The sequence below is a fragment of the Acinetobacter sp. YH12120 genome, assembly GCF_013418795.1.
Taxonomy (GTDB): Bacteria; Pseudomonadota; Gammaproteobacteria; order Pseudomonadales; family Moraxellaceae; genus Acinetobacter; species Acinetobacter towneri.
Window position 1 is genome coordinate 19,262 of record NZ_VPBI01000022.1, and the last position, 13,542, is coordinate 32,803.

Consider the following 13,542-nt stretch of genomic DNA (forward strand, 5'->3'; position numbering starts at 1 on the left):
AAACTGTGCATATGATTACAAAAAACTGGTGGGCCCAGACAGACTTGAACTGTCGACCAACGGATTATGAGTCCGTTAACATAGCAATTAAAAATCAACAAATTACAAATATAATGTCAATACTATCATGTATTTATGTAATTTCAATAATTTATTATTAACTCTTTTTGTAGATTGATATATATTGATTTTGCTTACTAATTGCTTACCAGATGCTTACTAGAATGAAGTTAACGAAACCCGCTATTGATAAAATTGATTGCTCAGACAAAACTACACCAACTTTCTTTTGGGATGAAAGAACACCTGGATTCGGCGTCAAAGTTACACCTAAAAATAATAAAAGCTACATTTTCCAAGGCCGAATTGGTCTGCAGAACCGTCGTATCAAAATTGGTGACGTTGATATATGGAAATTAGATGACGCTCGTAAGTATGCACAAGAATTGGCTATTATGTGTCACAAAGGGATTGACCCATTGATCGAGCGTAAGAAAGCTTTAGCTGATAATAAAGAACTGCTAAAACAAGAGAAACGCAAAACTATTAAATTTAAAGATGTATGGTTTGAATATTTAAAAGCAAGACAACCTAATTGGCGACCAAGAAGTTATCAGGACCACATCGAATTATCTAGAGGTGGTTACGATCCTGAAAAAAATAGTGTTTATACCAGTCAACCCATTTTTCAACTGTTTGAGTACAAACTTTCTGAATTAACTGCAGATGTATTTTGCGATTGGCTTGATCACAATGACTTCCGTCCAACAACATCAGCTAAAGCATACAGACTTACACGAGCTTTCCTGAATTGGTGTGAGGAACACGAGGATTATGAAAACTTAGTGCCTCCAAAATCATACAACTCAAAAAAAGTTAAAGATAAAGTCCCTTCCCCAAAAGCCAAGAATGATTGTTTGATGAAACAGCATCTAAAACCATGGTTTGAAGAGGTAAATAAGTTAACTAGTAGAAAAATAGCGATTTTTTTGATATGTAGTTTAATCACTGGTTGCAGAAAGAATGAGCTGCTTTCATTAAAATGGACAGATGTCGATTTTCGTTGGAAAACAGCAAAAGTCAGAGATAAAATTGAAGATGAAGGTCGCCTAATCCCTCTGACTGCATATGTTGAAAGCTTATTATTAGAACTAAAGAAAAATTCTGATTCTAAATTCATATTTAGCAGTAAGGGCGCTGAATGTGGTCATATTGTTAATCCTTACGATAGCTTAGAAAAAATATGTAAAAAACTAAATATTGAACTTACTCCCCATGGATTGAGGAGATCATATAAAACGTTAGCTATTTGGGCAAAAATCAATGAAGGATCTTTAGCACAGATATCAGGTCATAAACCAAGTGCATTAGTTGAAAGGCACTACATCGTACGACCTATGGATATGCTACAAGAAACACTACAAGAATATGAGGATTGGATTTTGCAACAAGTGCGGAGCCTGTAAATAATTTTGTGTAATTGCTTTTCATCAATTTAAAGGTGATTGCTTAAGCGGTCACCGAATTCAATTAAAAATGGGGGTATTACCATTGCCAAGCGTTATGAAAAAGGCAGTACGATATTGACGAGTAACTTACCCTTTAGCCAATGGTCTAAGTCATTTGCGGATGATGTCACGTTGACCGCTGCGATGTTAGATCGGCTATTACATCACTGTCATGTGGTACAAATATCGGGTGAGAGTTATCGTTTGAAGGATAAAAAAAGAATTGGGATTCAACCCCAGGTTGAAACTTAATACGAGATCAAAGGGGTCAATTTTACTTTGCCATTTGTAAGGTAAAAGGGGTCAATTTTAGAATGCCGTTGACATTTAGATGCATTACTTCGCAATATGGCAGAGACAACCACGGAATAAAGTTCTGTTCCACTCTGACCAAGGTACGTAAGCGTCCGCTGAATCCCATACCTATTTTTTAATTCGATTTAGGTTTCCAGCAGTGCGGCAGTAACTCTTCAATCTGGGTCACTTTATGTGTCGGTAACCTTTTCAGCACATCACTTAAATAGGCATACGGATCCAGCCCATTCAGCTTTGCTGACTGGATTAACGTCATGATGTTTGCCGCTCGCTGACCACTGCGCAGCGAACCTGCAAACAGCCAGTTCTTGCGTCCCAACGCCCAGGGACGCATCTGATTCTCGACCCAATTATTGCAAATAGGTAGATTGCCATCATCCAGATAGCGGCTTAAAGCTGGCCAACGCTTCAGAGTGTAATTGATGGCCTTGGCGGTGGGAGAACTCGATGGCACTGTCAGATGATGTTGGTTGAGCCATTCATATAGTTGTTGCATCACTGGTTGACTATGCTGTTGTCGGTATTCGCGGCGGTCTTCCGCTGTACCATCGGTCTTTTTCCTGAGTTCTGCTTCTATCGCATACAGTTTCTGAATCAGCACTAAGGCCTGTTCAGCAACCTGACTTTTCCCAGTTACATGCAGTTCATGGAATTTACGACGTGCATGGGCCATGCACCCCACCTCAATCACCTGGCCTGATTTAAAACGTGCTTTATAACCACTGTAATCATCACAGACTAGATAGCCCTGCCAGCCTTTCAAGAACTCTTCAGCATGCTGGCCTGAACGACTATCCTGAAAGTCATAGATCACCGCCTGAACTGGATTGTACTGTGTGGTGGCATAGGCCCAGACATAACCTTTCTTCGGTTTTTTATTATTCTCACCCATCCGCATGATGGTGACCGGTGTTTCATCTGCATGCAGCACCCGCTGTTGCAGCACCACCTCTTTTAAGGCATTGGCCAGAGGTTCCAGTTCTACACCGCAGCGACCTATCTGAGAAGCATTGCTTCGCAAGAGATAAAGTTGATCTAGAAAGTTCGATTCCCGCCCGCTGATAGATCAGACGTTGACGGTACAGCGGCAAATGATCGGCATACTTCGATACCAGCACATGGCTGAGCAATTCAGGTGAAGCAATGCCTTTATCAATCACATAGGCGGGCATCGCTTGCTGAGTCAGAGTGTCACACTGATCACAGACCCATTTACCACGCACATGCTGTTCCTTATAGAACTGTGCCGGTCTGAAATGCAGTTTTTCACTGACATCTTCGCCGATACGACGGAGTTGGCAGCCACAAGCACATTGGGTTGATGCAGGTTCATGCTCAATACGGATGGTGTGTAGATGATCTGGCAGTGGTCGACGTTTAGGTTTATTGGTTTTGGCTTTGTGTGTCGCTGCATTGGTTTTATCTGCATTTAGCCGTTCCAGTTCTAGATCAACCGCGGCAATATCTTCTTCAACCGCTTCATCCCACAGATGGATTTGTTTTGCCGTTAAGTGTTCATTCTTTTGGGCGAATTTGTGCTTTTTAAACAGCGCCAGTTCATGCTCGTATTTTTGATTGAGAATAGAAAGATGTTGAACTTTAGAATCTAATTGCTGATTGGTGACTTCAAGATGTTGAACTCTGGCATCTAATTGCTGGTTTGATTTTTCTAATTCTTGATTTGATTGTGCCAGAGACTGATGCTGCATCGCCAACTGCCTGGTGAATTCCAGCAGTTGTTCATGGGTCAGTTGGCTTAAGTCAGGCAGCGTATTCATGACCGCAGTATGCCTGAGGTCATGAGAAGAATGAAATAGAACGTTTGGAGAATAGCAGAATGGAACAGCCTGGTTTAAAGCATCGTCACCACCTGCTGTCGTCTAATGCGCTGCCAGGGCAAACCCTGGATTAATGCCTGTAACTGTTCCGGGCTGAGGGCCACGGTTTCACCTTGGTGAACTTGAGCCCAGTGAAATTTACCCTGTTCCAAACACCGGGCACACAGCCAGATGCCCAGTCCATCATGTACCAACACTTTCATACGATGACCACGTTTATTACAGAACAGGTAGGCGCAATGCGGTTTGATGTAGCCAAAGGCTCTCACCACCTGAGCCATGACAGTATCCATTCCTGCTCGCATATCCATGGGCTGGGTAGAGAGCCAGATTTCATCAATGCGGATCATGTTGCAAGTACCTTGAGTAATTCTGCTAAAGCAGATATTTTCGATACTTGCCATTTCAAGCCAATTTCTGCTTTTGAGTGGGGTAAAGTAATTTGAACTTTTAACATGTCAGTAGGAGTAGGATCTAATAGTGCAGAGCAAGATAAGGCAATAAATGCAGGTTTATTCGGTAGTGGTGAGCGATCACTCCCTGGCTTAGCATCAATTAAGCGAATCCATTTGGATACAAGATTTGTATTCAATCCATGTTGCAAAGCGACTGAAGCAATTGAAACGTCCGGTGCTTTACAAGCCTGAACGATCTGCTGTTTAAATTCAGCACTGTATGTTCTTCGTTTTTTCGCAAGAGATGCGATGGATGTCTGGTGATTTGTAGTCATAAATTTTAGTCCCCACTTGTTTCTAAGTGGGGACTAAATTAAGGCTTATAGGATGAATTCAGAAGGTGTGTTCAGCGAACGCTTACTTAGGTGGGAACTAAATTAAGGCTTATAGGATCGCTTGGTAAGGCTGTGTTAGCCGGATGCTTACCAAGGTACCCAATACACCAACCATAAATGGCAAGCATTCCTTAAACAACATTATCTGGAATGTAGTATGAGTTGCAGAGGAAACTGTCATGATAATGCTGTTGTAGAGAGCTTCTTTCAGTTACTGAAACCGGAGCGTATTAAGAAGAAAATTTACGCATCTCGACCAGATGTTCGAGCGGATACATTTGAATATATTGAAATGTTTCATAATGTTCTCTCCTATGCAAAAAGAATAAGCGAAATTTGTCTAGGAGAGTGGTGGCAGCCCATAAAGCGACATACTGAATATGTCGCTTTAATTTCATTAACGTTCTGTTAAGGCATTTTGTTTTGCTTTTAATACAGGTTTTAGCAGATAGGAAAGAATGGTTTTCTTACCAGTCATAATATCCAATTGCACGGTCATACCCGGAATCACAGGCAAATCTTTACCAAAAGTTGGTCGATCTGTCACTGCACGCACCAAATAATAGGTATTGTCTTTTTCATCAGTAATAGTGTCAGCACTGATGTGTTTCACCGTTGCCTGCATTCCGCCATAAATCGAGAAATCGTAGGCATTAAACTTGATCATCGCAGGTAAACCCGGACGGATAAACGCAATGTCTTTTGGAGAAACTTTGGCTTCTACGATCAATTGCCCATCGACAGGTACGATTTCGGCTACTTGATCACTTGGACGTACCACACCACCAATCGTATTAAAATAAATACGTTGCACAATACCATTGGTGGGCGAGCGAATTTCGGCAGTTTTAACAATATCCGCGACACCTGTAATACTCTCACGCAGACTAACCAACTGTGACTGAGCATCAGCAAGTTCATTACGCCATTGGTTTTTTAAACTCACCGCAGACTCTGAAGTACGAGATTGTGCCTCATTAATTGATGCCTGCATCGCACGTAAGTTTGCAGCAGCCTGTTTACGCTCACCATCGGCATTGGATACATCACGCTCTAGACGCAAAATATCCATCTCTGATACAGCACCTGTCGCCAAAAGTGGTCGCGTAGTATTTAACTCTCGGATCGCCATCTGGTAAGCACGCTCTGCTTGTGCTAAAGCGGCCTGTGCACGCTGAGTTTCCTGTTGCCGCTGTGATACTGTACTTTGGTTGGTACTGGTCCGTTGGTTCAACTCACGGATACTCTCATGATAGTATTGACTTTCCTGAGACAAAATCGCGGCTGCTTCCTGTGGTGAAATTCCCTCTGGAATCGAACCTGAGGTATAGGCTGTACCATTCACCTGTGCAGATAAACGACGTACTTTGGTTTGTAATGCAAAAATTTTAGCATTGGCTTCATTTAGATTAGAAGTAAAACGGGTCGGATCAATGCGAATCAAAAGCTGACCCTTTTTCACATGGTCGCCTTCTTGCACCAATACTTTTTCCACTACACCACCGTCAACCGACTGAATCACTTGCATCTGCATTGAAGGAATTACTTTCCCCTCACCGCGTGTGATTTCATCAATTTCTGCAAATACTGCCCATAACAACAGCACAGTAATGGTCAAAGTAACGACATATAAGATGGTTCTAGCACGCATCGGTTTTTGAGAAGCTGTCACTTCTTGCACCTGACCTTGCCAGTCTTGATCATCCGCAGGTTTATACGGTGCAAATAATTTCAAACGTTTGAGTACCTTCGACCATAGACGTTCTGAGGTGTCGATACTTTTACTCACACCTTCATAGAGTTTTTCACGATTGATTTTTTCTTTATTATCGCTCATTTTTCACCCTTGTTTTCAGTCTGAGTTTTTGATCCAACTAATTGCTTCATCACCACATCTTTTGGTGCATCGGCAATCACTTTGCCATCTTCCATCAAAATTACACGGTCAACCAAACTGAGTAACGATGGTTTGTGTGTCACCAAAATTAAAGTCTTTTTGGTGGTTTCGATGTGCTGTTTTAGATGACGAATCACATGATGTTCAAGATTGGCATCCATCGCACTGGTTGGTTCATCAAACACCAAAATATTGGCCTGCTGTGCGATCGCACGAGCCACAGCAATCGCTTGGCGCTGACCGCCTGAGAGTTGTGACCCTCCCTCACCCACTTGCATCGACAGACCATCTTCTTGATGCTTGAGAATTTTACCCAAACCTGAGATTACCATACTTTGTTCTACCGCAGCGCGGCTAGCATGTGGATTACCCAAAACAATGTTGGAGAATACCGTACCATTAAGCAACTGAATATCCTGTGGAATATAACCAATCTGACGACGCAACTCTGCTGGGTCAATCTGTGAGAGATGGGTATCATCGATCAATACTGCACCTAGGTTTGGCTCGTACAAGTTCATGATCAGTTTTTCGATAGTACTCTTACCTGAACCCACTTTACCAAGGATGGCAACACGCTCACCTGCTTTGATCGAGAACGACACTTGATTGAGTGCAGCAGCCCCATCTTTTACATAGCTGAAAGTGACGTTTCTAAAGTCGATATTGCCTTTTAGGTTTGGATGACTAATCCAACCTTTCATCTGATCTCGCTCTTGTTGCGTATGGACCAAATCATCTAGCATTTTTAATGCATTAGAGGCTTGATAATATTGGGTGATCAAACTTGCAGTTTGTGAAATAGGCGCTAGAGCACGTGTAGATAACATATAAGAAGCAATCAGCGCCCCTTGTGAGATCTGCCCATCTATAATCAGATAAACACCGATAATAACAATGGCAATCCCCGTACTTTGTTGAACCCATGCGGAAAAACTCCCCATAGACCCACCTAAGTAGCGCAAGCGTGCAGAATAGTGAATTACATGGCGTGATGCCTTTTCCCAAACATTTAAGGTACGACCTTGCGCATTAAAACTTTTGACTGTTTCTTCTGCATTAAGGCTCTCGATTAGAAATGAACTACGCTGGTTAGATGCTTGAGACATCGACTCTGATAATTCTTTTAGCTTGATATGCAACGACAAGGCATACAGAAGAATTAAAAGTGAAGCTATGAGTAATGGGATTAAAAATACCCATGACATCAAGGTAATCACCACAGCAAATAGTACAAAGAATGGTAAATCAATCAAGGCAACAACGGTCATAGAACCGGTAAATGAACGGATCGCCTCATAGGATTGAATGGTAGACGCAGTTATCCCTACCGAACCCTGACGTGATGCCATACGTCGCCCCATCACTTTTTGCATGATATAGGCAGACAGTTTCTGATCCGATCGACTAGAAGCCAAATCGACAAAGTAGCTACGAATCAGCTTTAGACTAAAATCCGCACATAGAATCAGAAAAATACCGAGACTCAGTACCCACAGCGTGTCTGTGGCATGATTGGGTACAACCCGATCATAAATGTTCATAATAAACAGCGGCATCGTGAGAGCAAATAAGTTCACAAACAGCGCTGCAAGTAAAATATCTTTATAAAACTTACGATTCTGACGTATTACTCGCCAAAACCAATGTTGGTTTGGATCTTCGATCTGAATCTGATTGTCCACCACAAACTGACGCTGTTGCAGGTAAATAATGCTTCCTGTAAAGCGTTGTTGTAGTGTTTCTAAATCTACTGTGGTGACCGTATCTTCTAATTCAGGGAAATAAACCTTTGCTGTCTGTGCATCAAAATCTATCTCGTAGATCACACACGCCGCATTGTCTTTAAGCAGCAGAATCGCTGGCAATAAAAAACGGTTAATTTGCCCTAAAGACTGTTCAACGACTTTACTGGTTAATCCTGCAAGCTCAGCTGCTCGATCAAAATAGCTGGGCGTCAGGGTTTGAGCATAAAGCGGTAAACCCGAAGTCACACCTTCAGGCGTGATGTTGATTTCGTTGTCTCTTGCCACGCGAATCAAACACATGACTAAGGGATCAAATATTTTAGCTGCCACACATCCACCATTTAAAAAAATAAGGAACTCTTGTGTTTAGCAGAGCTCCTTGCGATACGACGTCAGTCGATTGACCTGAATTTACAGATTTATTGTGCTGCCGCAGTGTCTACCGCACACACATTGTTTGCATCAATTTCACGTTTACTGACCTCAGATACTTCTGGCAAGTTATCACGCTGTACGCCTAAAGTTGGTAATAACTGGCCTGTGCTATATAAAGTTTGCAGTTGAGCAATTTTCAAGTCGTATTGAGCAGATGTATAAGAGCGGTTTGACTGGAATGCTTCATTTTCAGAATCAAGTACATCCAGCAAGCTACGACGGCCAATATCAAACTGATCAGTATAGGCACGAGCAACAGCATTCGCTTCATCACGATGACGTTGTAACCAAGGCATTTGACTGTTGTAGTTATTTACATTATTGAAAGCCACAGATGCTGTTTGGCGCATATCAATACATGCTTTATTTTTCAGATCTTCAGCTTTGGCAATGCGAGCATTTGCGGCGTTATAAGCTGCCTTATCTGCAAAACCATTAAACAGGTTATAGTCTAAACGCAATTCTACTGCACTATCTTGGCCATATTTATCCGGATCATTTTGCTCATTAAAACTGTTACGGTTTTGATATAAGCCACTACGAGCAACAAATGAAAGTTTTGGATAATAATTTGATTTGAATTCCTGTGCGTTTGCACGAGCATATTCAATCTCGCTAAGTGCTGCTTTCAGTTCATTATTGTTTGCATAAGCGGTTGCAACAACGTCCTGACGTGTTGCTGGCAGATTAGTATCTAAAGACAAAGGCTCTAATACAGCTGCCGGCTCTTGACCGACAATACGCGCATAACGTTCAGAAACATCATTTAAATTCGATCTTTCAGTCATTAAATTGGTTTGAGCCAAAGATAGACGACCTGCAATTTGCGCTAAATCCGCGCGGTTACCTACACCTTGATTCGCTCGTTGGTTAATCTGGTTATAAACACGTTGATGATTCGCAACATTGGTCTCAGCAAGTTTTACCAATTCACGATAACGCTGTACATCTAAATAAGCCTGACTTGCTTCAAGTGCTTTACGTTCAACTGCAGTATTCAGCTCATAGTAGCCTTTTAATGCAGCATAATCGCCTTGCTTAACTTTATTCTTGATGCGGAAACCATCGAATAAGACTTGAGTTAACGAAATTTCTGCCTGACCTTGATTGAACCAGTCACCACGATTGTCAAAATCACGATCTTCTTTACCATACACGACATTTAAATCTACTGAAGGTAGATAACCTGCACGTGCCTGTTTTTTAAGAGAGGTTGCTTCCAGAAAATTAAACCATTGAGATTGAACTTCCGGGTTGTTTTCAATTGCTGTTTTTGCTACCGATTTTAAATCTGCTGCATGAGCCGAATTAAACGCAAGTAATGTCGCGATTGCCACCATAGAAAGTTGTGTACGCATATTGTTATACCTGTATTGAATGGGAAAATCCCATGTAAATTGTTCAAAAAAATAGGGTTATTGTGTACATGCTTGGATTAAAACCAAACATGTACACTATCGTTCTAATTACTGGATTTTCAGCTGATCGTTATCGATCATGTCCTGCAAGCTACCAAGACCTGTCACATTATCTATTGTGATAGTAGAAACCAAGCTCGCTCCGTCGCCATTAAAGAGTTTAAGTATCGTATCTCCACTTACTTCTTCATACACGATGAAGCTACCAACTGTACCAGAGTCACCTGTCCAGCCTAATGCATTCAACATTTCGCTTACATCAATGAGATCATCTGATGCATCAAAATCTGCAATCACATCATTACCATTGTCCCCAGCTTCCCACTTGAAGGTATCTTCACCTGTTCCACCGTAAAGGATGTCATCGCCCTGACCACCAACGATCAGATCGTTTCCGCCTTGACCATAGATGATGTCATTACCTGTTCCACCGTATAACTCGTCATTACCGCCACGCGTATCTGATGCAACATTAAATTCATCATGATGCATGATGATATAGTCATAAATGTCTACATCAGTTGGTGCAGAGCCATTCAGCTCTTCTAAATATGCTCTAAGCGCCACAATACCTGAACCGTTTGGAATGCTTTCAGGGCGTGTTGGCCATATGAGTCCATCGGTCAAGAAGTAGGTCAAATCTTCAAACGTAGGATCTACATCCGTAGATGTCGTAAACCAATCGGTGACTAAATCAAAGCCTTTTTCATAGTTCGTACCACCATTAGCAATAAGTCCATTAATAGGATCTAATGGATCTGCAGAGAATTTCATACCTTTGAGTATATTTTGATAATCCGAGAGCGTTGCATTACCCGTAAACTCAAGTACACCATCTGGTCTAGTTATATACGTAACACCACTAGGTAAACTACCCACAGTCAATACATCACCAGCTTGGAAGTTATTCTGATCTACAGTCATACCTTTAATGTAAATACCATCTGCATCCGTAATCGATACATCTGTATCTACAATCGAAATTGGTGCTCCACCCGCTATAAAATGAGTGTTATAGCCAGTATCGTTTGCATCGGTAGTAGAGTCATTCGCATCAAGATCCAATACAGGTGGCTTCGCAGAGTACACTGTGATATCCCAATCTTCAGAGTGATCAGCACTATCACCATTAGATTTCTCTGTAGATGTAGCCGTAACTGTTAAGGTTGTCGGACCTGTAAAGCTCGCTGGTGGCGTCACTTTCAGATTTGCTAAATCCCAATCAGTAGACACTGTAACAATATCGGCCGCTTTGTCATAACTTGCCTGTTGTACGATCACCGTACCCGTTGCATCAACAATGGCTGTATTTGTTCCATCTGTCAGGATCGAACCTACTGGCAGACCAGAGATTTGAACTTTACTAATATACTCAGATCCGTCACCGTCTGCTGTTGCACAGAAATGCCCCACATCTAGAGTAGATAACGGAATTTCTGTATTTTCCTCTCCTTCGTTATAGCTATAGACCTTGTAATAACCTTGGTTATTCGCTCCAATAAAGCTACCGATACGATGATTTGGATCTGTCAGTTGCGCTTCTAGTAAATCTACTGTTGGTATGTAGATCGGGTTAAGTTTAGTACCGCCAACGATAGTACGAGAACCATTTGCTCCTGTACCACTATTTACGACACTACCACCCTCCCAAAGCTCAAGATCTCGATAGAAGCCATTGGTGTTTTGGTTGTGGATATAAGCATTAAGTGTATAGAAACCATCTTCTGGTACTACAAACTCTACAAACTCCATACGACCTGTACTGTAGTTGTTATCGTTGTACCGACCAAAATGGCTGTTTAACTCATAGCCCTTACTCCATCCTGGTGTAGTTGTATAACCAGCAGCTGTTGTAAAGCTTGGATCATTTGGATTACCAATCACCATACTAAACGTATCGTCTACTTTCACACCATAGAAGTAAGTTTTACCTGCTTCCAGGTACACTAAGGTTTCAGCTTTGATAGCGGTTTGGGGTCTTAAAGACCAATCATTTGATGTACCGCCATTATTGTTGTCAGTACCAGCACCCCAGTTGTTAACACTATTGAGGTAATCTCCACTTTCTACCCCCGTACTTAAACTTTCTATAGTTGCTTTAGGCGTTACATTCGCTTTGAGCCAATCGACAACCAGTCTTAGCAAGGCATAGTCACCACCATCAATAGTGCTATTGTTATTGGTACCATCAGGATCGTTAGGATCTTTGAGGATACCCATCCCCATACGGTCACCATTACTATAACTGCCTGAAGTGCCTGCACCTGTACCATTAGTTGCCCAGTTAGTTTTTAGCACGTTATAGTCAGAATCATTGAGCGTACTACCAGCACGCAACTGAATACCCCCTATACGTAACATTGCACTGTCTGCCGCCGCATCAGAACCGTACACAGTCTCTAAATATTGCTTGAGTGTCTGCGTACCCGCATCATTCATAGGGTTATATAACGTACCCGATCCTGTTTGCAATCCTGTGCCAGTATCTGAATTCTGTCTATTAAACCCGATCTTATCCCAACTTTCTAAATTCCAACCTACTGTATGGAATAATGGATCAGTGTCAGATATAAGGATACATGGCTTGTCCGCAACAGCTTCGATGTCAATTTCCATCGTTGCTTCTGCACCTTCAGAATTACCATCGGAAGGCTTGAATTTAAATCCAGCATAGGTTTGCTTCTGCTCACCTACTCCTGAGCTACCTAGAATAGGACTATAGCTATCACTACCAGAATCATTCAATAATGGTACAAACTTCAGTTTACCAGCATCAATATCTGCTTTGGTAAATGACGTGTCTACAGAAACAGGGGTCCAAACACCTGGTGCTGATTCAAACTGCAGTGCACCTATTGATGGTAACTCTGTAATTTCTACCGATAGATCACTAAGTGCGCTATCTGGGTCTGTAATTCCAAAATCTGACCATTTTAATACAAGCTCTGTATCTTCTGTGCCTATTACTTTCGGATTGGTCGCTACTGGTGGATCATTCGCATCAATAATCGTACCTGTACCTGTACCTGGAGTAGTTTGTTCTGGCGTCTTCACGCTGATGTTGTAGTTCTCAACACCTTCAAGTGTGGTGTCGTCTGTACTACTTACAATCACTTTAAAGCCATCGTCACCTGCTGGAACGATTACAGTGAAGTTACCAGACGCATCAGGCGTAAAGGTTGCCGTTGTACCATCTGCAAATTCAACAGTCACTTCAGTCGCGGTGTCTGTACCCAAGGTCGCTGTGCCATTTGATAGGTTAACCACCACTGGCGTATCACTTGTAGAAGTACCATTTAACGTCACTTCATGGGTCAAGCTTTGACCTTCATATACGGCAGCATCTGTCACGCTTGCACGTAAATCGTTGTCATAGCCTGGTGCGTTTGGATCACCTGGTTGACTTGGGTTCGCTGGATCTGAACCATCATCAACAATGGTCCCCGTTGCAGTGTCCGCAGTCGCTTGTTCTGGCGTCTTCACGCTGATGTTGTAGTTCTCAACACCTTCAAGTGTGGTGTCGTCTGTACTACTTACAATCACTTTAAAGCCATCGTCACCTGCTGGAACGATTACAGTGAAGTTACCAGACG

Annotated in this window: 7 protein-coding genes and 3 pseudogenes; 3 read left to right on the plus strand and 7 right to left on the minus strand. The window is 42.1% G+C overall.

The window, feature by feature from the left end; all coding sequences use genetic code 11:
- Nucleotides 1-224 precede the first annotated feature (224 nt).
- A complete protein-coding gene (locus FTU58_RS11875) occupies nucleotides 225-1,466 on the plus strand; it encodes an integrase family protein (RefSeq protein WP_180062474.1) in 1,242 nt (413 codons plus the stop codon).
- Between the two features lie 84 nt (nucleotides 1,467-1,550).
- Nucleotides 1,551-1,760, plus strand: a pseudogene (gene istB / locus FTU58_RS11880) (IS21-like element ISAba8 family helper ATPase IstB); the annotation flags it as partial.
- A 178-nt stretch (nucleotides 1,761-1,938) separates the two neighbouring features.
- On the opposite strand, the pseudogene FTU58_RS11885 reads toward istB, so the two are convergent.
- The 3 genes and pseudogenes from FTU58_RS11885 to FTU58_RS11895 all read right to left on the minus strand — a co-directional run bounded on the left by FTU58_RS11885 (nucleotide 1,939) and on the right by FTU58_RS11895 (nucleotide 4,391).
- Nucleotides 1,939-3,601: pseudogene (locus FTU58_RS11885) on the minus strand (IS66 family transposase).
- Nucleotides 3,602-3,675: 74 nt separating this feature from the next.
- On the minus strand, nucleotides 3,676-4,011 hold the full coding sequence (gene tnpB, locus FTU58_RS11890; RefSeq protein ID WP_180062475.1) for an IS66 family insertion sequence element accessory protein TnpB: 336 nt from the start codon (nucleotides 4,009-4,011) through the stop codon (nucleotides 3,676-3,678).
- Nucleotides 4,008-4,391: a transposase gene (locus FTU58_RS11895; RefSeq protein WP_180062476.1), complete on the minus strand. Its 384-nt coding sequence runs from the start codon at nucleotides 4,389-4,391 to the stop codon at nucleotides 4,008-4,010. Before FTU58_RS11895 ends, tnpB begins: the two co-directional genes overlap by 4 nt.
- Nucleotides 4,392-4,542: 151 nt before the next feature.
- Here FTU58_RS11895 and FTU58_RS11900 point away from each other — a divergent pair.
- A pseudogene (locus FTU58_RS11900) lies at nucleotides 4,543-4,755 on the plus strand (integrase core domain-containing protein); the annotation flags it as partial.
- A 93-nt stretch (nucleotides 4,756-4,848) separates the two neighbouring features.
- Here FTU58_RS11900 and FTU58_RS11905 read toward each other — a convergent pair.
- From FTU58_RS11905 to FTU58_RS11920, 4 genes are all read right to left on the minus strand, one after another.
- Nucleotides 4,849-6,288 carry an HlyD family type I secretion periplasmic adaptor subunit gene (locus FTU58_RS11905; RefSeq protein ID WP_180062477.1) on the minus strand — a complete coding sequence of 480 codons (1,440 nt, stop codon included), beginning with the start codon at nucleotides 6,286-6,288 and terminating at the stop codon, nucleotides 4,849-4,851.
- Nucleotides 6,285-8,426, minus strand: coding sequence for a type I secretion system permease/ATPase (locus FTU58_RS11910; RefSeq protein WP_180062478.1), 2,142 nt, complete (start codon nucleotides 8,424-8,426; stop codon nucleotides 6,285-6,287). Before FTU58_RS11910 ends, FTU58_RS11905 begins: the two co-directional genes overlap by 4 nt.
- A gap of 89 nt (nucleotides 8,427-8,515) precedes the next feature.
- Nucleotides 8,516-9,889, minus strand: coding sequence for a TolC family outer membrane protein (locus tag FTU58_RS11915; protein ID WP_180062479.1), 1,374 nt, complete (start codon nucleotides 9,887-9,889; stop codon nucleotides 8,516-8,518).
- A 108-nt stretch (nucleotides 9,890-9,997) separates the two neighbouring features.
- Nucleotides 9,998-13,492 carry a cadherin-like domain-containing protein gene (locus FTU58_RS11920; RefSeq protein ID WP_180062480.1) on the minus strand — a complete coding sequence of 1,165 codons (3,495 nt, stop codon included), beginning with the start codon at nucleotides 13,490-13,492 and terminating at the stop codon, nucleotides 9,998-10,000.
- Nucleotides 13,493-13,542 lie beyond the last annotated feature (50 nt).